This window comes from Alteromonas sp. ABH4_456 (genome assembly GCF_056160645.1).
This window is the reverse complement of sequence record NZ_JBSWXO010000014.1, coordinates 39,607-61,512: the sequence shown is the minus strand read 5'-3', so window position 1 is coordinate 61,512 and position 21,906 is coordinate 39,607. Positions and strand designations below refer to the sequence as shown.

General features: G+C 48.9%; 25 protein-coding genes. 24 read left to right on the top strand and 1 reads right to left on the bottom strand.

Translation table 11 applies throughout. The features are described 5' to 3' along the window. Positions 1-78: 78 nt before the first annotated feature. The 5 genes from hemH (at position 79) to ubiG (ending at position 5,733) form a co-directional block, all read left to right on the top strand. A complete protein-coding gene (gene hemH / locus ACXAG2_RS18190) occupies positions 79-1,158 on the top strand; it encodes a ferrochelatase (RefSeq protein WP_474848904.1) in 1,080 nt (359 codons plus the stop codon). 60 nt (positions 1,159-1,218) lie between these two features. Beyond that, entirely contained in the window at positions 1,219-1,635 is a 417-nt protein-coding gene (locus ACXAG2_RS18185; protein ID WP_474843535.1) for a DUF4112 domain-containing protein, read from the top strand. Positions 1,636-1,737: 102 nt separating this feature from the next. Beyond that, positions 1,738-3,378: an acetolactate synthase large subunit gene (locus ACXAG2_RS18180; RefSeq protein WP_474869322.1), complete on the top strand. Its 1,641-nt coding sequence runs from the start codon at positions 1,738-1,740 to the stop codon at positions 3,376-3,378. 11 nt (positions 3,379-3,389) lie between these two features. Continuing rightward, on the top strand, positions 3,390-4,817 hold the full coding sequence (locus tag ACXAG2_RS18175) for an aldehyde dehydrogenase family protein (RefSeq protein ID WP_474869319.1): 1,428 nt from the start codon (positions 3,390-3,392) through the stop codon (positions 4,815-4,817). A gap of 151 nt (positions 4,818-4,968) precedes the next feature. Continuing rightward, positions 4,969-5,733, top strand: coding sequence for a bifunctional 2-polyprenyl-6-hydroxyphenol methylase/3-demethylubiquinol 3-O-methyltransferase UbiG (ubiG, locus tag ACXAG2_RS18170; protein ID WP_474869318.1), 765 nt, complete (start codon positions 4,969-4,971; stop codon positions 5,731-5,733). Between the two features lie 32 nt (positions 5,734-5,765). On the opposite strand, the gene ACXAG2_RS18165 is transcribed toward ubiG, so the two are convergent. Further along, the gene (locus ACXAG2_RS18165; protein ID WP_474869316.1) at positions 5,766-7,460 is read right to left on the bottom strand and encodes an alkaline phosphatase D family protein; all 1,695 of its coding nucleotides are present in this window, start codon (positions 7,458-7,460) and stop codon (positions 5,766-5,768) included. 147 nt (positions 7,461-7,607) lie between these two features. On the opposite strand from ACXAG2_RS18165, the gene rnr reads away from it, so the two are divergent. From rnr to rpsD, 19 genes are all read left to right on the top strand, one after another. Then, a complete protein-coding gene (gene rnr / locus ACXAG2_RS18160; RefSeq protein WP_474869313.1) occupies positions 7,608-10,007 on the top strand; it encodes a ribonuclease R in 2,400 nt (799 codons plus the stop codon). Continuing rightward, on the top strand, positions 10,008-10,748 hold the full coding sequence (rlmB, locus tag ACXAG2_RS18155; RefSeq protein WP_119499863.1) for a 23S rRNA (guanosine(2251)-2'-O)-methyltransferase RlmB: 741 nt from the start codon (positions 10,008-10,010) through the stop codon (positions 10,746-10,748). Between the two features lie 292 nt (positions 10,749-11,040). After that, the gene (locus ACXAG2_RS18150) at positions 11,041-12,417 is read left to right on the top strand and encodes a DUF4397 domain-containing protein (RefSeq protein WP_474869311.1); all 1,377 of its coding nucleotides are present in this window, start codon (positions 11,041-11,043) and stop codon (positions 12,415-12,417) included. 129 nt (positions 12,418-12,546) lie between these two features. Beyond that, positions 12,547-14,604: a GAF domain-containing hybrid sensor histidine kinase/response regulator gene (locus ACXAG2_RS18145; protein WP_474869309.1), complete on the top strand. Its 2,058-nt coding sequence runs from the start codon at positions 12,547-12,549 to the stop codon at positions 14,602-14,604. A gap of 220 nt (positions 14,605-14,824) precedes the next feature. Further along, positions 14,825-15,193: a 50S ribosomal protein L14 gene (rplN, locus tag ACXAG2_RS18140; RefSeq protein ID WP_070125772.1), complete on the top strand. Its 369-nt coding sequence runs from the start codon at positions 14,825-14,827 to the stop codon at positions 15,191-15,193. A 12-nt stretch (positions 15,194-15,205) separates the two neighbouring features. Further along, positions 15,206-15,520 carry a 50S ribosomal protein L24 gene (rplX, locus tag ACXAG2_RS18135; protein ID WP_119499867.1) on the top strand — a complete coding sequence of 105 codons (315 nt, stop codon included), beginning with the start codon at positions 15,206-15,208 and terminating at the stop codon, positions 15,518-15,520. 16 nt (positions 15,521-15,536) lie between these two features. Then, complete coding sequence (gene rplE / locus ACXAG2_RS18130) at positions 15,537-16,076, top strand: 50S ribosomal protein L5 (RefSeq protein WP_119499868.1); 540 nt, start codon at positions 15,537-15,539, stop codon at positions 16,074-16,076. Between the two features lie 13 nt (positions 16,077-16,089). After that, positions 16,090-16,395: a 30S ribosomal protein S14 gene (gene rpsN / locus ACXAG2_RS18125; RefSeq protein WP_070125769.1), complete on the top strand. Its 306-nt coding sequence runs from the start codon at positions 16,090-16,092 to the stop codon at positions 16,393-16,395. Between the two features lie 13 nt (positions 16,396-16,408). Further along, complete coding sequence (gene rpsH / locus ACXAG2_RS18120; protein WP_119499869.1) at positions 16,409-16,801, top strand: 30S ribosomal protein S8; 393 nt, start codon at positions 16,409-16,411, stop codon at positions 16,799-16,801. Between the two features lie 14 nt (positions 16,802-16,815). Then, complete coding sequence (gene rplF, locus ACXAG2_RS18115) at positions 16,816-17,349, top strand: 50S ribosomal protein L6 (protein WP_474843514.1); 534 nt, start codon at positions 16,816-16,818, stop codon at positions 17,347-17,349. A 12-nt stretch (positions 17,350-17,361) separates the two neighbouring features. Next, positions 17,362-17,715 (top strand): 50S ribosomal protein L18, encoded by a 354-nt coding sequence (gene rplR, locus ACXAG2_RS18110; RefSeq protein ID WP_119503270.1) that lies wholly within the window; start codon positions 17,362-17,364, stop codon positions 17,713-17,715. Between the two features lie 12 nt (positions 17,716-17,727). Further along, positions 17,728-18,228 (top strand): 30S ribosomal protein S5, encoded by a 501-nt coding sequence (gene rpsE / locus ACXAG2_RS18105; protein ID WP_119499871.1) that lies wholly within the window; start codon positions 17,728-17,730, stop codon positions 18,226-18,228. A 6-nt stretch (positions 18,229-18,234) separates the two neighbouring features. Next, entirely contained in the window at positions 18,235-18,414 is a 180-nt protein-coding gene (gene rpmD / locus ACXAG2_RS18100; protein WP_014950907.1) for a 50S ribosomal protein L30, read from the top strand. Positions 18,415-18,417: 3 nt separating this feature from the next. Continuing rightward, positions 18,418-18,852 carry a 50S ribosomal protein L15 gene (gene rplO / locus ACXAG2_RS18095; RefSeq protein ID WP_119499872.1) on the top strand — a complete coding sequence of 145 codons (435 nt, stop codon included), beginning with the start codon at positions 18,418-18,420 and terminating at the stop codon, positions 18,850-18,852. Positions 18,853-18,857: 5 nt separating this feature from the next. After that, the gene (gene secY, locus ACXAG2_RS18090) at positions 18,858-20,177 is read left to right on the top strand and encodes a preprotein translocase subunit SecY (protein ID WP_119499873.1); all 1,320 of its coding nucleotides are present in this window, start codon (positions 18,858-18,860) and stop codon (positions 20,175-20,177) included. A gap of 25 nt (positions 20,178-20,202) precedes the next feature. Further along, positions 20,203-20,319, top strand: coding sequence for a 50S ribosomal protein L36 (rpmJ, locus tag ACXAG2_RS18085; protein WP_073325329.1), 117 nt, complete (start codon positions 20,203-20,205; stop codon positions 20,317-20,319). Between the two features lie 161 nt (positions 20,320-20,480). Then, entirely contained in the window at positions 20,481-20,837 is a 357-nt protein-coding gene (gene rpsM / locus ACXAG2_RS18080; protein ID WP_119499874.1) for a 30S ribosomal protein S13, read from the top strand. 16 nt (positions 20,838-20,853) lie between these two features. Then, positions 20,854-21,246, top strand: a complete 393-nt coding sequence (rpsK, locus tag ACXAG2_RS18075; protein ID WP_070125761.1) for a 30S ribosomal protein S11 — start codon at positions 20,854-20,856, stop codon at positions 21,244-21,246. Positions 21,247-21,270: 24 nt separating this feature from the next. Next, positions 21,271-21,891 (top strand): 30S ribosomal protein S4, encoded by a 621-nt coding sequence (gene rpsD / locus ACXAG2_RS18070; RefSeq protein ID WP_119499875.1) that lies wholly within the window; start codon positions 21,271-21,273, stop codon positions 21,889-21,891. The last annotated feature ends 15 nt before the right edge of the window (positions 21,892-21,906 follow it).

The window sequence follows — 21,906 nt, the reverse complement described above, 5'->3', positions numbered from 1 at the left end:
CGGGGATCAAAATTGTCTCAGGTTCAGTATAATTAATTGTCTTTTTGATTAGTTGGCAGCGATTCCAGGTAAAGCAGCATGAAATATATTAACTCTACCCATTTCACACATGGCCAGGCAGACCGGCTGGGCGTGCTGATCACCAATTTAGGTACACCTGAGCAGCCGACTAAAGCAGCGCTGAAGCCTTACCTGAAAGAGTTTCTTTCCGATCCCCGGGTTGTCGAAGTTCCCCGCCTGATTTGGTGGTTCGTACTCAACGGGGTGATCCTTAACTTCCGGCCCGGACGGTCTGCAAAAGCCTATTCCACAGTGTGGACAGACGAAGGTTCACCGTTAATGGCGATCACTAAGGCTCAGCATGCAGCACTGGCAGAGAAGTGCCGGGAGAAATACGGCGACGATGTGGTAGTTGATTTTGCCATGCGCTATGGGCAGCCGTCCGTGGCGTCTGCCATCGACAGAATGCTCAGTCAGGGCGTGAGAAAGCTGGTAGTACTGCCGCTGTATCCGCAATATTGTGCATCCACCACTGCGTCGACTTTTGATGCTGTGGCAGCCGATTTTACCCGCCGCCGCTGGATGCCGGAATTGCGCTTTGTCACGCACTACAATGACGAACCCGCTTACATCGAAGCGCTGGCTGCAAGTGTCAGGCAGCATTGGGAGGAAAACGGCAAAGCTGATTTGCTGGTTATGTCCTATCACGGGATCCCGAAGCGTTATCTGACCAATGGTGATCCATACCACTGCGAGTGTCATAAAACATCAAGATTGCTGGCTGAAGCGCTGGATCTGAAATCGGACGAATACATGACCACCTTCCAGTCCCGTTTTGGCCGCGAAGAGTGGCTTCAGCCGTACACTGACGAAACCATGAAAGGATTGCCGGGTAAAGGCGTGCGGTCCGTGCAGGTACTGTGCCCCGGGTTTTCTGCGGACTGCCTGGAAACCATTGAAGAAATCGGTGAGGAAAACAAAGACTACTTCATGGAAGCGGGCGGAAAGCGTTTTGAATATATCCCTGCGCTAAACGACTCACCGGCACATATAGATACGTTAATGACGCTCATCGAACGTAATCTGCACGGCTGGCAGGCATCTGCACAAAACCGTAAACGGGAAGCACTGGCGAAAGCCCTCGGTGCAGACAGGTAAGCTGTCCGGTGATAAAAGCCGGATCAGCCCGGCTATTTATCGTTGAACAGGAGAATGACCATGGACAGTAATGTAAAAGCTCCGGAAGAGCTGCTCAAGGCACAAAAATGGGCAAACATGCTGGATACGGCGATAAAGTTGCCTGTTATTCCCTTCCGTATCGGGCTTGATTCTATTATCGGTCTCATCCCGGGCGCCGGTGACGCAGCCATGCTCATTGCCGGTTTTCGTATTATCTCTCTTGGAAAAAAGATGGGCATGCCATCCGGCTTGCTTAAAACTATGGTACGTAATTCTATTATGGACTTCGCTCTCGGCTTCATCCCGTTTGTTGGCGATATTGCCGACTTCTTTTATAAATCTAACAGTAAAAATGTGCAGATTATGGAGAAGTGGTGGATAAGTAATAATAAGGCTGCGGTCGACCGCGCCACGCAGGAAAAATTGTCAGCCTGGCAGGAGCAACTCACCGACTGACCCGGCGTTCCGGCCCGGAACTGTAAACAAACCTAATCGCTTTTAGCTTTCCCGCCGTAGCACACCTTACCAGCTAGTAAACGTAAGGAGCGACAGAACGGAATGAAAGCCTCAGACCTCTTTGTTAAAGCGCTTGAAGCTGAAGGTGTGGAATACATCTTCGGTATTCCGGGTGAGGAAAACCTCGATTTACTGGAATCTCTCCGCACATCTGACATTAAACTTGTGCTGACCCGCCACGAACAGGGAGCGGGATTCATGGCCGCCACCTACGGCCGGCTCACCGGTAAAGTTGGCGTGTGTTTATCTACCCTCGGCCCCGGCGCAACGAATTTAGTGACGCCCGCCGCCTATGCGCAACTCGGCGCTATGCCGGTGTTAATGATCACTGGCCAGAAGCCGGTAAAAACCAGCAAACAGGGGCGTTTTCAGGTCATTGATGTGGTAGATATGATGCGTCCTATCACTAAATACACAACCCAGATTGTCAGCGGTGACCGTATCCCGTCTGTGGTGCGTGAAGCTTTCCGCCTTGCATCAGAAGAACGCCCCGGCGCAGTGCACATTGAATTGCCGGAGGACATTGCTGATGAAAGCACTTCAGCGTCCCTGTTGAAGCCCAGTTATACCCGCAGACCGATAGCAGAGTATAAAGCCATCCGCGAAGCTGTTGAGATGATTGAAAGGGCTGCGTCTCCATTGTTACTTATCGGTGCCGGCGCAAACCGTAAACTCACAGCAAAAATGCTCAGAGAGTTTGTAGATAAAACAGGGATCCCGTTTGTCACCACCCAAATGGGAAAAGGGGTGCTTAATGAAAGTGATCCTCTGTTTGCCGGAAACACTGCGTTATCCGACGGTGACTTTGTCCACCGTGCCATCAGCCGTGCTGATCTCATTATCAATGTAGGCCATGATGTGGTTGAGAAGCCGCCGTTTTTTATGCACGACGACGGAAAGAAAGTTATTCATATTAATTTTGAGCCGGCCGCTGTTGACCCTGTGTACTTCCCTCAGGCAGAAGTTGTCGGCGACATCGCTAACAGTATCTGGCAAATAATGGAAAAGGTATCGCCTCAGTCCGGCTGGAAGCTGGATTTTTATAAAGATGTGCACGATGCCTATGTCAACCACAGGCGGGAAGCGGAAGATGATGACCGGTTTCCGGTTCTGCCGGAACGTTTTGTCCGCGATATCCGCAAAGTGATGCCGGATGAAGGTATTGTGACGCTGGATAACGGCGTGTACAAAATCTGGTTTGCCAGAAACTATCCGGCTTACCACCCCAACACATTACTGCTTGATAATGCCCTTGCCTCTATGGGGGCCGGTCTTCCATCTGCTATTGCTGCAAAACTCGTTAACCCTGACAAGCCCGTAATCAGTGTATGCGGTGACGGTGGCTTTATGATGAACAGTCAGGAACTGGAAACTGCCGTCAGACTCAATCTCGATCTGACTGTCATTATTCTCCGGGATGACGCTTACGGCATGATCAAATGGAAACAGGCTCATATGTCTTTCGACAACTTCGGGCTGGACTACGGGAATCCTGACTTCGTGCAATATGCCAACAGCTATGGCGCCAAAGGCTGGCGCATCGAAGATACCACATCACTCAGCGAGGTTATCACCCGGTGCATTAATACGCCCGGCGTTCATGTGGTGGACTGCCCGGTTGATTACAGCATGAATGATGAAACGCTGAATCAGACAATCCGCGAATTAAGTGACAAGCTTTAAGGAGTTCTTACATGTTGAATGAAAGCTATCCCTACTATCTTGCAAGCAAACCTGTGTTTGCTAATACCGATCTGGAAGTTACGAACAAGTATACCGGTGAAGTGGCAACCAGAGTGGCCAAAGCCGGTGCTGATGTTATCGACAAAGCCATTGCTGCGGCAGAAAAGGCGCAACCGGCCATGGCGGCTATGAAGCCCTATGAACGTAAAGCGGTACTGGAACATTGCGTAAAACGCTTTACGGAACGTAAGGACGAGTTGGCAATGGCGCTCTGTATTGAAGCCGGAAAACCGATAAAAGATGCGCAGGGAGAAGTAACCCGCCTGATTGATACTTTTCAGATAGCGGCTGAAGAATGTGTGCGTATAGAAGGTCAGGTGCTGAACCTAGAGATATCCGCCCGCGCTTCCGGCTACCAGGGCATGACAAAGCGGGTGCCCATTGGTCCCTGTTCATTTATCTCGCCGTTTAACTTTCCGTTAAATCTGGCCGCGCATAAAGTCGCGCCGGCGATTGCTGCCGGTTGTACGTTTGTTCTGAAACCTGCTTCAAGAACACCCATCGGCGCGTTGATTATCGGTGAAGTGCTGGCAGAAACAGATTTACCTGAAGGGGCATTTTCCATTCTGCCATGTAACCGTGACGGTGCGGATTTGTTTACTACTGACGAACGGTTGAAGCTGTTGAGTTTTACCGGCTCCCCCGATGTGGGCTGGGCACTTAAAGCCAAAGCCGGTAAAAAGCCAGTAGTATTGGAACTTGGCGGTAACGCTGCCTGCATCGTGGATGAAGATGCTGATATTGATGATGCTATCAAACGCATTATCGTTGGCGCCTATTACCAGTCCGGTCAGAGCTGTATCAGTGTGCAGCGTATACTGGTACACAAAAACATTTATGAAACCTTCCGTGAAAAATTCGTTCATGAAGTATCGGCATTAGTGGCCGGCGATCCTGCAGATGAAAACACGTTTATCGGCCCTATGATTTCAGAGTCTGAGGCAGAAAGGCTGGAGGATTGGATCCACGAAGCCAGAGAGGCCGGCGCAACGGTTCTGTGTGGTGGCACACGAAAAGGCGCTATGCTCGATGCCACCGTCATGGAAGGCGTACTGGCAGACTGTAACGCCAGTGCAGAAGAGGCTTTCGGGCCGCTCTCGGTATTAGTGCCATTCGACGATTATGACGAAGCCTTAAAAGAGGTTAATAACAGCCGCTATGGTTTGCAGGCAGGCATTTTCACCCGTGATTTGTATAAAGCTCATAAAGCGTGGGATGTTCTGGAAGTCGGCGGCGTAGTGATCGGCGATGTGCCAAGCTGGCGGGTTGACAATATGCCCTATGGCGGAGTGAAGGATTCCGGTCTTGGCAGGGAAGGGATCCGCTATGCCATCGAAGATATGACCGAAACCAGGTTGATGGTTATCAGAACACCCTGATCCACCGTCAGTAAGGGAATAAACCCGGGCCGGTGTCACAACCGGCTGTAACCCTACGTGAGATTTTTTTCATTTGCTATCATCCGCCAGGTTGATTTAATAAAAGAAAAGTTGTCTCTATTATCCCTGATAACAGTGAACAGGCCTCAATATGTTAGATAAAAGTCAGTTAAGCCCACCGGTTGCGACAGCGAATGTGAACGCTCAGGAAATCGCCCGCTTTGATGCGCTGGCTGATGCATGGTGGGATCCTGACGGTAAATATAAAACCGCGCTGTCTTTCAATGCCGCGCGGGTAGATTTTATCGAACAGGCTATCAATAAGCATTTTCGTCCTAAGGGATTGGCCGATGCATTGTTTGAGGGCTTATCAGTATTGGATGTTGGCAGTGGCGGCGGGTTGATTTGCGAGCCTCTGGCTAAGCGTGGCGCAGACGTGACCGGCATTGATGCCAGTGCGACCAGTGTCGAAGTTGCAAGACGGCATGCACTGAAGCAAAACTTGCCTGTAAGCTACCACCATTGTCTGGCCGGTGAATGGGCAGATAAAGGACAACAGTATGATGTGGTTATCAATGCTGAGGTGGTAGAACATGTACCTGATCAGCAAACGCTGATTCAGGAATGCGCCTCCATGGTTAAACCGGGCGGGTTACTCATTCTGGCAACCTTAAACCGTACTTTTCGCAGTTTTATTGTTGCTATTGTGGGGGCCGAATATGTTATGCGCTATCTGCCGGTGGGTACGCACAGCTGGTCAAAGTTCGTGACACCTGAGGAGCTTGACAGCTGGACAGGCAGTCAGTTTGTACGTCACACACAAAGCGGGTTTAAGCTTAACCCGCTCACCGGACACTGGAAAACCAAGCCTTCCATGGCGGTAAACTATCTCTGCTGCTATAAAAAGCAGACCTGACAGTGCGGTCTTCCCGTCCGGTAGTGGGTTGGTCAGCTTAGCAGCTCAGGTTGGGTGAACCTGGCGGTATGGACACTGGCTATGTGAACATCTTCCGATGAAATACTGCTTACGTATAACCAGTTAGCCTCTACCTCCTGAGGCGTAAAGGTCACTGTCATGTATCCTCTCAGGTTCAGATTGCAGTATTCAAGATCTTTCACCAGCAGGGGCAGAGCTTGTGCCAGGCGGTGTGCCTCATTGTTATCCATCGTCAGATAACTTTCCATTCCGGGAGACGAGACACTGGATGTGCCGAACTCTATACCCACAGCCTGATTGTCGCCGGTGGTCAGTTTGTTGCACCAGCCGTTATGCGTATCGCCGGCAAAGACGACTGCCGCTTTCCCTTTTTCCCTGAACTGCTTATAAAGTGTTTCCCGCTCTGCCGGATAGCCGTCCCATGCATCGAGGTTGTATGCCATCGTAGTGTTTAGCCGCGCGGTTTCCTCATCGCTCACCGGTTGTCCGGCCATTTGTTTGCGGCGGATATCAGCAAGAGCATGGATTTTTGAAGGAATTTCTTCCCGTGGTGTACCGGAGAAAATTTCTGCCGGGAAAAACATTTTTCCCATTAATACCTGTTGTCCCAGCACCTGCCAGGTCGCTTTACTCTTTTCCAGGGATTCAAATAACCAGTCCCGTTGTTGCAAGCCCAGCATAGTGCGGTCTTCTGCCATCAGCGCGGCAGTGAAGCCGATGTCATCAAACTGGCCGGTCTCTTCGTCAGTAAAAGCGGCGTAACTAAGTTGCTTATCCCGTCCGATAATACGGGTGTCCAGCATGTACAGTGACAGCAAGTCACCAAATTCGAACGTACGGTAGATTGTTGGATCTGTGTCGCTCACCGGTGGCCGGATGGGCAGCCACTCATAGTAGGCCTGTACCGCAGCGGCGCGGCGTTTAAAGAAGTCGCCTTCATCCGGCTGGTGGTTTTCGGCACCTGTGGTGTAGGTATCGTTTGCCACTTCGTGGTCGTCCCACACTACAATCCAGGGCTTATTCTGATGCAGGGCTTTTAAGCCTTTATCAGTGCGGTAAATCGCGTACCGGTTCCGGTAGTCCGCAAGGGTGATAATTTCTTCATTGTTATCAGTGGCGAATGTGCGGCCTAATTCAGCAGCACGCTCTGTGGCGTAGCCGTCCCCGGCATATTCGTAAATATAGTCACCGAGATGCAATACAAAGTCGATACTCTCATCTGCAGAAGCTGCCAGATAGGGCGTAAAAAAACCGGCAGGGTAGTTTGAGCAGGAGAACAATCCGAGTTTGACGTTGTCGACCTTTCCCGCCGGTAAAGTAAGTGTTTTCCCCACAGGTGATGTTTCTGTGGCAGTTGAAAACCGGTAAAAATAGCGGGTGGACGGTGATAACTCCCGTACATCTACTTTTATTGTGTAGTCACGGGCAGCGATGGCTTTGGCATGTCCCGAACGGATGATATCTGAGAAGTTACTGTCTGCTGCAATTTCCCAGAAAACCGTTGCCGAAGGGGAGTTGCCGGCAGGCACTGCTCTGGTCCATAAGATAATGCTGTCCGCAGACGGGTCACCACTGGCAACACCATGAGAAAAAGAAACCGGATTCTCCGGTAAGCCTGCAGTTGAAGTGCACCCGGTTAAACCGGTAGAAATAACCATACTGCCGCTCAGTGCGGCGGATAATTTAAGAAATAAACGGCGGTCCATGTGTCATCCTGAGCCGGGTAAAAGCTCATACTAGTCAGCATATATGACGAATTCGTGGCAGGTGGAGTTGGATAACTGTTGAACAGTGCAATGCTTTTGGCAAATAACTGTTATAATGGCGCCAAAGCAAAATCAATAAGTGAGTACATGAGCGACGATCCCCATTTTCAGCGAGAAAAAGAGAAATACGATAATCCGGTAGCCAGCCGTGAGTATTTAATGTCTGTCATGAAAGAGCAGGGCAAGCCCTTGTCTTTTTTAGAAATCTGCTCGCTGGTGGACGCGTTCGAAGAAGACAGCCGGATTGGCATTCAGCGCCGCCTGCGCGCCATGGAGCGTCAGGGCCAGGTGCAGTTCACCAAGCAGAAGAAATATGCGCTGCAAAACCGTGATGAACTGATCCGTGGCCGTATTATCGGTCACCGTGACGGGTACGGCTTCCTTCGCCCTGAAGACAACAGCGGCGATTTATTTATCAGTGCCGGACAGATGAATCTGTTCATGCACGACGATTTCGTTGAAGCCCGTGAAAGCGGTACCGACCGCCGTGGACGCCGGGAAGCTTTCATCAATCAGGTTATTGAGCCCCGCAGCGAGCCCATTGTCGGCCGGTTCTTCGTAGAAAAGGGCATTGCCGTTGTGATGCCTGATGACAGCCGTCTTCAGCATGAAATTGTGATCCCGCCGGAAGCAACGAAAGGTGCCCGTATGGGGCAGGTGGTGGTTGTTGAGATCACTCAGCGTCCCCGCCGCCGCATCAGTCCTGTCGGAAAAATTATCGAAATCCTCGGTGACCACATGGCGCCCGGCATGGAAATCGAAATGGCCCTGCGTACCTTCGATATCCCTCATGTCTGGCCTGACGCCGTTGAGCGCTACGTTAAGCGGTTTACTGAAGACGTACCGGAAGAATCTAAAGAAGGACGCATCGATCTGCGTCAGTTACCACTGGTAACGATAGACGGTGAAGATGCCCGTGACTTCGATGATGCTGTGTTCTGTGAGCCGCTGGATGAAGGGGGCTGGCAGTTGTGGGTGGCCATTGCCGATGTGAGTACTTATGTGAAGCTGGGTACGGCCCTCGATAAAGAAGCACAGAATCGTGGTAATTCCGTGTATTTCCCTGATCAGGTTATTCCCATGTTGCCGGAAGTGCTGTCGAACGGGTTATGTTCACTGAATCCGGAAGTAGACCGCCTGTGTATGGTCTGCGAAATGACAATTACTGAGCAGGGAAAGCTGGATAAGTATCAGTTTTATGAAGCGGTGATGAATTCTCACGCCCGTCTGACCTACACCAAAGTGTGGCAGATCCTGGAAGGCGACAAAGAACTTCATCAGCGATACGAGGCTCAGGTGCCTCATCTGCGTAACTTGCATGATTTGTATCGGGCATTGAAACGTGCCCGTGCCCAGCGTGGTGCCATCGAGTTTGAAACGCAGGAAAGTAAATTCGTTTTCAATGCTCAGCGCAAGATAGAAAACATTGTACCGGTAGTCCGTAACGACGCGCACAAAATGATTGAAGAGTGCATGATCATGGCGAACGTCAGTGCGGCAAAAATGCTGGAGAAGCATAACCAGCCTGCATTATACCGGGTGCATGACAAACCTGATGCAGACCGTTTGACGGCATTTACCTCCTATTTAGGAGAAGTAGGCATTCCCCATCGTATCACTGAAGGGGCAAGCCCTGCAGATTTCACCGATGTGGTAGATAAGATCAGAGCCCGTCCGGACCAGGAGCTTATTCAAACCATGCTGCTTCGCTCTATGAAGCAGGCGGTTTACGATTGCGATAACGTAGGACACTTTGGTCTTGCGCTGGAAGAGTATGCACACTTTACCTCGCCAATCCGCCGTTATCCGGACTTAGTGGTGCACCGCGCCATTAAAGCGATTCTTAAAAAGCAGAAGCAAAAGGTTACCGGCCCGAAAGCGTATACCGTTGAGGAAGTGGAACAACTCGGTGAACAGTGCTCCATGACCGAACGTCGTGCCGATGATGCTACCCGTGATGTGGCCGACTGGCTCAAGTGTGAGTTTATGCAGGATCACGTGGGTTCTACCTTTGAAGGTGTTGTCAGTTCAGTGACTAACTTCGGTTTATTTGTGCGTATTACGGACTACCATATTGATGGCCTGGTTCACATTACGTCTCTGGACGATGATTACTACCGCTATGATGATGTTAAACAAACTTTGCAAGGTGAGTCCGGCGCACGGCAGTTCCGCTTAGGCGATACCTTATCGGTGAAAGTGGCAGCGGTGAACCTGGATGAAAGAAAGATTGATTTAATTCTCGACGGCACTATGCTGCGCGGCCGCGGTGGCAAAAAAGTGCAGGTGAGAACGGCAGCATCAAAATCTGCCGGTGATCGCAGGAACACGACTGACCGCAGAGAAGGCGGTAAATCGTCTGCCACCGGAAAAGGGCGTAAATCGCGGGAGAAAGGTAAAACCGATCGCCGTTCTGACAGTAAGAAGCCGGCAACCCGTGCGCCGAAGAAATCCCGTAGTAAATCAGGTAAAGGTAAGAAAAAGTAAATGGCGCAACAAGAATGGTTATATGGTCTGCATGCCATGCAGTCGGTATTGGAAAACGAGCCGGAGCGGGTACTGGAAGTACTGGTACTCAAAGGCCGTGATGACGACCGTCTCAAGAATATTATTAATCAGGCCAGACGGTTTGGGATCAGCGTGCAGTTTTGTCAGCGCAAGGTACTCGATGATAAAGTGCAGGGCGAACAGCATCAGGGCGTGGTTGCACGTGCCAAGCCTGCACGGGCGCTGGATGAAGCCGATCTTGATGCTATCCTGAGCCGTCACGCAGAACCTTTTCTGCTGGTGCTTGATGGTGTTACCGACCCTCATAACATTGGCGCCTGTTTACGTACCGCCGACGCTGCCGGTGTGCATGCGTTAATCGTACCCAAGGATAAATCCGGTGGCCTTACTGCTACAGCCAGAAAAGTTGCCTGTGGTGCCGCAGAGTCTGTTCCGCTTATTCAGGTTACCAACCTTGCCCGTACGCTCAAGCATTTGCAGGAAAAAGGCGTGTGGATTGCCGGTACTGCCGGAGAAGCAGAACAGCTTATTTATGATGTTGACCTGAAAGGGCCCACAGCACTGGTAATGGGCGCTGAAGGCAAAGGCATGCGCAGACTCACCCGTGAGCATTGTGACCAGTTAGTTAAATTACCCATGGCCGGCGCTGTGTCGTCACTCAATGTGTCGGTGGCGACGGGGGTGTGTTTGTACGAAATAGTCAGGCAACGCCAGAGCTGATTTTCAAATCAAGGCCACATTTTGTGGCCTTTTTTACACCTGCAGCCCGCACCGCTTCTGACCTGATTAATAAGCTTATTTTCAGCATACAGTGTAACGGCCGGTGTTTACCGGCCTTTTTGTTGCTTAAATGGATCAAATTGTTCGATTCTTCAGTTCAATGTAAACAGTGCAAAGATTGCGTAAATCGTCGAACTGACGCGGGTTTCAGAGAGACTTAACGGGGTAAAATAACGACGTTCCGGTTAATCCGGACATCAATCACTACTTTCAGTTAAGGATTTACGTTTTTATGGTATCCCGCACACTTAAGTCGCTTATTAAGTTGTTTGCTGCCGTTGGCGTTGCTGTTGGCCTGACCGCCTGCGGCGGGTCAGACAGCAGTTCAGACTACTCGTACGCATACATTCAGTTTTACAATGCTTCACCTAACGGAGCAACTGTCACAATGCGTGAAGTTGACGGCGACGATTTAGGTTCTGCACAATTCGGTGACACAACCTCACTGATTTCAGCTGATTCCGGTGACCTGGAATTGGAATTCATCCGCACCGACTCTGACGATCAGGAAATCCTGCTTGAAGAGATGACGGTCAACCTCAGTACCGGTTACAAAACGTTGATCGTTCTGAGCGGTGATTTCAGTCAGCCTGAATTCATCGAATACAAATTTGAGCGTGAGTCTTTAGATGACCATTTCCGCCTGTTCGTTACCAGCATGATGGTGGATGAATCTCAGTACGATTTTTACCTGGCTGAAGACGGCGACCCGTTTGAAGCGGCAAACTATCTGGGTACTGTGTCTTATCAGGAATTGTCTGAAATGACTTTCTGGGATCCGGATGACGACAGTGGAGATTTTGATTCAGATGAATACACGATTTACCTCACAGAACCGGGCTCTACCGAAGTGGTTTTCGAATCACAAACACTGGATTTCACTTACGATACTGAGTATGTGCTAGCTATTCGTGACGTCAGTGGTGCTATTCAGGCAGGTATGTCTATTGATACTATTTTGAATTCTTCATATGTGACAAATGTGACAGACGTAGATGCTGATGCACAATACCGTATCTACAACAGCACAGAATCCACATCACCGCTGACGGTTACCTTCGGTGGCAATGACGGTGAAGAAGACACAGAATTCACATTGTCTGCCGGTGAACTCTCTGATTTTACCGAAATCAAATACGGTGACTACCGTGTCACTGTGCAAACTGAAGACGGCAGTGCAACAGCGCTGACTAACAAGCTGATCACCCTTAATCAGGGCGAAAGTAAGGCGATTATGATTTACGAAGCTGACGGCAAACTGGCTGCAGCAACGTTTGTTGAAAGTGGTCTGCCCCAGTCTTACGACAAAACCGTTAACTTCATCAATCTGGTAAGCGATTTCGATAATATCGATTTCTATCTGGTGCGCAGCGATGAAACTATCGACACTGCCGATTACTACACCATGAATCTTGAGCTTGCTGAAAGCAGCACGCTGGTTCTGCCTTCTGACTACTACGAAATCATCGCAGTATATGAAGACGAGAACGATGAGCAGGTACTGCTTGACCGTACTGCACTGTACGGTTTCACAGAAGAAGAAAACTACATCGTTACTGTCGAGCCGGCAGATACAGCAACAGGGTATGAAATCAACGTATTGTACTGATACGTGATTAACGAAAGCACCGGCGCCCCTTTCCGGTGAACAGCGGGGTGGAAACAGGGAATGTTTCCACCCCGTTTTATTTTGTGTGTTAATCTTTAAGGAGAGTCCTAAGCGTTCAAACGGGGCAATATGAAACTGATAAAAGCGCTACATGCTATTTCTGCAGACGGTAAAAGCTCGACTGAAGACAAATTAAAGCGGCTGTTACAGCTTGGTCTTGATGCCTTCGACATGGAGCTTGGCATTGTCAGTCATATCAAAGATGGCGTCTATACGGTCGTTTCTGCCATTTCTCCAGAAGATGCTCTTCAGAAGGGCGACAGTTTTGAGCTGAAAAATACTTACTGCCGTGACACCCTGGCAGCTGACGGTATTGTCGCTTATCACGATGCTGAAAAATCCCCCGGCGTGTCTCATCCTGCTTATCAGGCTTTTGCACTTAAAAGCTATATCGGTATTCCTTATTTCGTCAACGGCGAACGCTACGGCACAGTGAATTTCTCCCGGGTTGATGCCAAAGAACGCCAGTTCGACAATGACGAGCTTGATTACATTGTGCTTCTGGCGGAGTGGGTGGGTACTGAGATTGCTCGTGAACATCAACTTCAGGCCATCGTTGAACAGCAAAAAGCATTACAACATCAGCATTTGCTGCATTTACAGATGTCAGAGCTGGCGAGGGTGGGTACCTGGGAAATAAACCGCAATACCGGTGAAATCTCTCTGTCTGATTCTCTGGTAAAACTTTTCGAAATCCCCGAAGGGGATCACATCACTTTCGACACCATGCAACGGGTGGTAAAACACGATAAAGACGTGGGAATCTTGCGGGGACTGATGGAAAAGTCCGTTGAAGATGAAGCGCCGTGGTCTCATGAGTTTGAAGCTGTTTCACTGGGAGGGCGGCAATTCTGGGTGCAGACACAGGGGGCCGTGGACACCAGTGATCCTGACAATATCCGGTTTTTCGGTGCTACGCAGGATGTGACCCACAGAATACAAGTGGCCAGGGAACTGGAGAGCCGCCGTCATGTGGCAGAGCAGGCACTGGAGTCACGGAGTCTTTTCCTGGCGAATATGAGCCATGAAATCAGAACGCCCATCAATGGTATTGTCGGTATGCTGGAGGCCCTGAAGAAAACATCGTTGACGGAGCAGCAAAACGAATTTTGTAAACTTGCGGGGCAGAGCGCGTCCAGTTTGCTGCAAATCGTTAACGATGTGCTGGATTTCTCAAAAATAGATGCCGGAGGTCTTGAGCTTGAAAGCATTCCGGTGAACTTAAGCCGCATTGCTGAAGAACAATACCGGCTGTTCTCTATGCCGGCTCAGAAAAAGCAACTCTCATTGACCCTCGATACCCGTGGTACTGACGATCTGGTTTTTCTTACCGATCCAACACGGATACGGCAAATTTTTACAAACCTCATCAGTAATGCGATTAAATTTACTGACCGTGGTGCAATAAATATCAAACTGAAAGCGATTAAGCAGGCCCGCCAGCAATATCTGGTTCAGATTATGATCCGTGATGAAGGAATTGGTATCGCACCGGAACATCAGGCGACCATATTCTCTCCGTTCAGACAGGGTGACAGCAATACGACAAGACGCTTTGGTGGCACAGGACTGGGCTTGTCTATTGTGTCTCAGATAGCCGCGCACATGCATGGCGGTATTCGTGTTAACAGTAAACCCGGAGAAGGGGCAACGTTTATCGTTGCGCTGAAGCTGAATGAAGCGTCAGACCATGAAAATGAAACAGAAGACGCCGGTGACATACTGAGACCGGCGGACCTGGCAGGAAAGCGGGTACTGGTAGTTGAAGATAACGAAATCAATCAGATAGTCGTAAAAGAGCAGCTCAAAGAATTCAGTATCGGGAGTGATATCGCCGGCCATGGCGCTGAAGCTATTGAGATGGTGATCAGAAGCATCGCTGGTAACCATCCCTATGATTTGATATTGATGGATTGCCAGATGCCGGTCATGGACGGTTACGAAGCATCGAAAAAAATTCGTCAGCTTGGCGGACAGGCGGAGATTGTCCCTATAATCGCACTGACTGCAAATGTGCTGGTGGGTGAACGGGAAAAATGCTTACTTGCCGGTATGAATGACTATTTAACTAAGCCCGTTGACAAAGAACAGTTTACCCGCTGTTTGCATCGATATTTACTCGCTTAGCATACCTATTCACAGCCACGGCCATTAAGGCGCACAGGCCCGGTACCACCGTAAGCAAATCGTCTAAAATTAATTCAAAAACGCACTATCACTTCCCAATCTTTTCTGTTATAGTTTCGCGCCCTTTTTATGGGGGTATGTACATAAAAGCGGCAATATCTGCTGCTTTTATCAGCGCAAACGACTCGAGAGAGTCTTAATTATCGAGCGGAGCACTAACATGATCCAAATGCAAACTAACCTGGATGTAGCCGACAATAGCGGCGCTCGCAGGGTTCAGTGTATTAAGGTTCTTGGTGGCTCGCATCGCCGTTATGCAGGTATCGGTGACATCATCAAAGTTACTGTTAAGGAAGCAATTCCTCGCGGTAAAGTAAAAAAAGGTGACGTACTGAACGCAGTGGTGGTGCGTACTAGAAAAGGCGTTCGTCGTGCAGATGGTTCTACCATCCGTTTTGACGCAAACGCGGCTGTATTGTTAAACAACAATAAGCAACCTATTGGTACGCGTATCTTTGGACCGGTTACACGTGAGCTGAGAAGTGACAACTTCATGAAAATCATCTCACTGGCCCCAGAGGTACTATAAGGAGTCACGATAATGGCTAGAAAAATTCGTCGTGATGATGAAGTAGTCGTATTAGCGGGTAAAGATAAAGGCAAACAAGGCAAAGTCCTGAAAGTGCTGGTGTCTGAAGACCGTGTAGTTGTAGAAGGTGTAAACCTTGTCAAGAAGCACCAGAAGCCAAACCCTCATATGGGCGTAGCTGGCGGTATTGTTGAGAAAGAAGCATCTCTGCACGTTTCTAATGTTGCGGTAGTTAACCCTGCTACGGGTAAAGCTGACCGTATTGGTTTCCGTACTGAAGACGGTAAGAAAGTTCGTTTCTTTAAGTCTAACGGTGAACTTGTTTAATTAATTGGAGAGTACGATGGCGAAACTGCATGATTTCTATAAAGAAACGGTAGTAGCTGACCTTGCTAAGCAGTTCAGTTACCAAAGCGTCATGCAAGTCCCTCGGATTGAAAAAATCACCTTAAACATGGGTTTAGGTGAAGCCGTAGCTGACAAGAAAGTTCTTGAGAATGCGACTGCCGATATGGCTGCTATCGCAGGTCAAAAACCTATTGTTACCGTTGCGCGTAAATCTGTTGCGGGTTTTAAAATCCGTGAAGGTTATCCGATTGGCTGTAAAGTAACCCTGCGTGGCGAGCGTATGTGGGAATTCTTAGAGCGTTTGATTTCAATCGCAATTCCTCGTATCCGCGACTTCCGTGGCCTGAGTTCAAAATCTTTTGACGGTCGTGGAAACTACAGCATGGGCGTTCGTGAACAAATCATCTTCCCTGAAATCGATTTCGATAAAGTGGATAAAGTACGCGGTATGGATATCACTATCACTACCAGTGCAAAAACTGATGATGAAGCACGTGCTCTGTTGACCGCGTTCAACTTCCCATTCAAAAAATAAGGGGTGTAGGGTTATGGCAAAAGAATCAATGAAGGCCCGTGAAGTAAAGCGTGCAAAGCTTGTCGCTAAGTATGCTGAAAAACGTGCCGCACTTAAAGCGATTATCAGCGATGTTAACGCCTCTGAAGAAGAGCGTTGGGATGCTGTTCTGAAGCTACAACAACTGCCACGTGACAGTGCTAAATCTCGTCAGCAAAACCGCTGCCGCGTTACTGGCCGTCCACACGGTTTCCTACGTAAGTTCGGTCTGAGCCGTATCAAGTTGCGTGAAGCAGCGATGCGCGGTGAAGTCCCTGGCCTGAAAAAAGCCAGCTGGTAAGGAGTAGCTAAAAATGAGCATGCAAGATCCTATCGCGGATATGTTTACCCGCATCCGTAACGGCCAGATGGCACAGAAAGTTTCTGTTGTTATGCCTTCTTCAAAACTTCGCGTAGCAATCTGTGAAGTACTGAAAGCTGAAGGTTATATCACTGACTTCGCTGCTTCTGGTGACGTTAAGCCTACTTTAGAAGTTACTCTTAAGTACTTCGAAGGTAAGCAAGTAATCGACACAATTGAACGTGTAAGCCGTCCTGGTCTGCGCATCTATAAGAAAAAAGATGAGCTGCCAAAAGTAATGGGTGGTTTAGGCGTTGCTATCGTGTCAACTTCTAAAGGTGTGATGACTGACCGTGCTGCGCGTAAAGCAGGCATGGGCGGTGAGATCATCGGTTATGTAGCGTAATCGGAGGAGTTGAAATGTCACGAGTAGCAAAAGCCCCTGTTAACGTAGCATCTGGCGTTGAAGTTAAAATCAACGGTCAGGAAGTTACTGTTAAGGGTAGTAAAGGTACACTGGTACGTGTATTCAACGACGCTGTTGAAGTTGTACAAGAAGAGAACCAGCTGAAAGCACTTCCTCGTGAAGGTTTTGCTGATGCATGGGCTCAGGCTGGTACTGCGCGCGCGCTGTTGAACGGCATGGTCCTGGGTGTATCTGAAGGTTTCGAGAAAAAACTGCAGTTGCAAGGTGTTGGTTACCGTGCACAAGCACAAGGTGCCAAATTGAACCTGACTTTAGGTTTCTCACACCCTGTAGTTTATGAAATGCCTGAAGGCATTACAGTTGAAACTCCTACACAAACTGAAATCCTCGTTAAAGGCGCGGATAAGCAGGTTGTAGGTCAGGTTGCGGCAAACATTCGCGGCTACCGTCCACCAGAGCCTTACAAAGGTAAAGGTGTTCGTTATGCTGATGAAAACGTTCGTCGTAAAGAAGCTAAGAAAAAGTAGGTGGGTGATACGATGGATAAGAAAACATCACGTTTACGTCGCGCAACTCGCGCACGCGCTAAAATCCGTGAATTGGCCGCGCATCGCCTGGTAATTAACCGTACACCTCGCCACATCTATGCCCAGTTAATCGCGCCTAGCGGTTCTGAGGTACTGGCGGCGGCTTCTACCGTTGAAAAAGGTCTGGCAGCAGATCTGAAAGCAACTGGTAATGCAGAAGCAGCTGCGGCAGTGGGTAAAGCTATCGCCGAGCGTGCAATCGAAAAAGGCATCAAAGTTGTTGCTTTCGATCGCAGCGGTTTTAAATACCACGGTCGCGTAAAAGCATTAGCTGATGCAGCTCGCGAAGCTGGTCTTCAGTTCTAGGAGTGAAGAATAATGGCTAAACAAGAAGTTCAAAACGGTGAATTTTTAGAGAAATTGATCGCTGTAAACCGCGTTTCTAAAGTGGTTAAAGGTGGTCGTATCTTTAGTTTCACTGCACTGACTGTAGTTGGTGACGGCAATGGCCGTGTTGGTTTTGGTTACGGTAAAGCACGTGAAGTGCCTGCTGCTATCCAAAAAGCGATGGAAAAAGCGCGTCGCAACATGGTTAACGTAGATCTGAACGGTCACACGTTGCAGCACCCAATTAAAGGTCGTCACTCTGGCTCTAAAGTTTACATGCAGCCTGCATCTGAAGGTACCGGTATCATTGCCGGTGGTGCGATGCGTGCAGTACTTGAAGTAGCTGGTGTACAGAACGTACTTTCAAAATGCTACGGCTCTACAAACCCAATCAACGTTGTTCGTGCAACAGTAAACGCGCTGACTGAGATGAACTCTCCAGCGGGTATTGCAGCGAAGCGTGGATTGTCTGTAGAAGAAATTTTGGGGTAATCAGACATGGCAACGATTAAAGTAAAGCAAACTAAAAGTGCAATTGGCCGTCTGCCAAAGCACAAAGCGACGCTTAAAGGCTTAGGTCTTCGTAAAATCAACCATGTCCGTGAACTGGAAGATACCCCAGCAGTACGTGGCATGATCAACCGTGTATATTACATGGTTGAGATCGTGGAGGAGTAAGACATGCGTTTAAATACAATTTCTCCTGCAGAAGGTTCAAAACCAGCAGCTAAGCGTGTAGGTCGTGGTATTGGTTCAGGTCTGGGTAAAACCGGTGGCCGTGGTCACAAAGGCCAAACCAGCCGTTCAGGCGGTACCATCAGACAAGGCTTTGAAGGTGGTCAGATGCCAATTCAGCGCCGTCTGCCTAAGTTTGGTTTCACCTCTCGTAAGAGCTTTGTTACCGATCAGGTAACTCTGACTGAAATCGCTAAGGTTGAAGGTGATACGGTTTCTCTGGACTCTTTAAAAGCTGCTGGTCTTGTTAAGAAAGACGTGCAGTTCGTTAAAGTAGTTAAGAGCGGCGAAGTATCGCGCGCTGTTACAGTTAGCGGGTTAAAGGTTACTAAAGGCGCTCTTGCAGCGATTGAAGCCGCCGGCGGTAAAGTAGAGGAATAAGCTAGATGGCTAAACCAGGATTGGATTCAGGCGCGAAAAGCGGCTTGAGTGAGCTGAAGTCAAGGTTGTTGTTCGTACTAGGTGCGATCGTCGTATTCAGACTGGGCTCTTATGTGCCTCTTCCTGGCATCGATGCGGCAGTTCTTGCTGAGTTGTTTGAGCAACAAAAAGGTACCATCGTAGAAATGTTCAACATGTTCTCCGGTGGTGCGCTTGAGCGTGCATCCGTTCTGGCTTTGGGCATTATGCCATACATTACTGCATCAATTATTATGCAGTTGCTCACGGTGGTTCATCCACCGATGATGGAGCTTAAAAAAGAAGGCGAAGCAGGCCGTCGTAAAATCAGTCAGTATACGCGTTATTTGACGCTGGTACTGGCCACGTTCCAATCTATTGGAATCGCGACGAACCTGCCTAACCTGATTAATGGTTTGGTTATAAACCCTGGCTTCGGATTCTACTTTACAGCGGTAGTTAGCTTAGTCACAGGAACGATGTTCCTGATGTGGTTAGGTGAGCAAATTACTGAACGTGGTATCGGTAACGGTATCTCGATATTGATTTTTGCTGGTATTGTTGCCGGTCTGCCAACAGCGATTGGTCAGACAGCGGAACAAGCAAGACAGGGCGACATTAATCTGTTGTTCCTGATGTTGATTGGCGTGATTGTCATCGGCCTGATTTACCTGGTAGTGTTCGTAGAACGTGCCCAGCGTCGTATTGTTGTGAACTATGCTAAGCGTCAGCAGGGCCGTAAGGTTTTTGCAGCGCAAAGTACACACTTACCGCTGAAAGTGAACATGGCTGGTGTTATTCCACCAATTTTCGCATCCAGCATCATTCTGTTCCCGTCCACCATTGCTGGTTGGTTCGGTCAGAATGAATCTACAGCGTGGTTGCAGGACGTAGCATTAATGCTTTCTCCTGGTCAGCCGCTGTACGTGATGTTATACGCAACTGCGATTATCTTCTTCTGCTTCTTCTATACAGCGCTGGTTTTCAATCCGCGTGAAACAGCAGATAACCTGAAGAAGTCCGGTGCGTTCATTCCTGGTATCCGTCCAGGTGAGCAAACATCACGTTATATCGATAAGGTAATGACTCGTCTGACTCTGGCTGGCGCACTTTACATAACCTTTATTTGTTTAGTGCCTGAATTCATGTTGATTGCGTGGAATGTGCCGTTCTACTTCGGTGGTACGTCGCTTCTGATTATCGTGGTTGTTATCATGGACTTTATGGCACAGGTGCAGACACATCTGATGTCCAGTCAGTATGAGTCTGTTCTGAAGAAAGCTAATCTGAAAGGCTACGGCCGCTAAGATTAGTGCACTACGGAGTGATGTAATGAAAGTTCGTGCATCAGTAAAGAAGATTTGCCGTAACTGTAAAATCATCAAGCGCAACGGTGTTGTGCGTGTGATTTGCAGCTCTGACCCTAAGCATAAGCAGCGTCAAGGCTAATCTAAAACGCGGTTAAAATTCGAAATGTAAGCTGAACCTCGTACTGGGTTCAGCTTGCTCTATTTCGATTTTATGAACCTTAAGTTGCAATTTTGTCGTCGGGTAAGTATCCTATCGGGCTTTTTAGGTCGTCGACATTAAAATTAAGAGGAGTGCTGTTAATGGCCCGTATCGCTGGCATTAACATTCCTGAACACAAGCACACTGTAATCGCGCTTCAAGCGATTTACGGTGTAGGCGCAACTCGTGCAAAAGAGATCTGTGCTAACGCTGGTGTTGCAGAATCAACAAAAGTAAAAGAGCTTGACGAAGCAACTGTAGAGAAGCTTCGTGAAGAAGTGGCAAAGTTCACCGTTGAAGGTGATCTGCGTCGTGAAGTATCTATGAGCATCAAACGTTTGATGGACCTGGGTTGCTTCCGTGGTATCCGCCACCGTCGTAGCTTGCCTCTACGTGGTCAGCGCACTAAAACTAATGCGCGTACCCGTAAAGGTCCTCGTAAGCCAATTAAGAAGTAAGCGGGGAGATTAAGTTATGGCAAAAGCACCTACTCGTACTACGCGTAAACGCGCTAAGCGTCAGGTTGCAGACGGTATGGCTCATATCCATGCGTCTTTCAACAACACAATTGTGACTATCACTGACCGTCAAGGCAATGCATTAGCATGGGCGACATCAGGTGGTTCAGGTTTCCGTGGTTCACGTAAATCTACCCCTTTTGCTGCACAGGTTGCTGCTGAGCGTGCTGGCGTAGCCGCACAAGACTACGGTCTGAAAAACCTTGAAGTTTTCGTTAAAGGTCCGGGTCCAGGCCGTGAGTCTGCTATCCGTGCACTTAACGCAACTGGTTATAAGATCACAAACATTACCGATGTGACCCCTATTCCTCACAACGGTTGTCGTCCACCGAAAAAACGTCGCGTTTAATCGCCGGACAGTTGGAGAAAGAACATGGCAAGATATTTGGGTCCTAAACTCAAACTTAGCCGTCGCGAAGGAACTGACCTGTTCCTGAAAAGCGGCGTTCGCGCAATCGATTCTAAGTGTAAAATCGATAATGCGCCTGGTCAGCACGGTGCCCGTCGTGGCCGTCTGTCTGACTACGGTGTACAGTTGCGTGAAAAGCAAAAAGTTCGTCGTATGTACGGCGTTCTGGAAAAACAATTCCGTAACTACTATAAAGAAGCTGCCCGTCTGAAAGGCAACACCGGTGAAAACCTGTTGCAACTTCTTGAGCAGCGTCTGGATAACGTAGTTTATCGTATGGGATTCGCCAGCACTCGTGCAGAAGCACGTCAGCTGGTTAGCCACAAGGCGATCATGGTAAATGGTCAAGTTGTGAACATTCCATCGTTTAACGTTTCTGCCGAAGACGTGGTTTCTGTTCGTGAAAAGGCTAAAAAGCAAGCGCGTATCGTTGCTGCTTTGGAACTGGCTGACCAACGTGAGAAGCCAACCTGGATTGAAGTAGACAACAGCAAAATGGAAGGCACTTTCAAGCGCGTTCCGGAAAGAACTGATCTGTCTGCTGAAATTAACGAACAGTTGATCGTCGAACTTTACTCTAAGTAAAGCTAACTAAAGAGG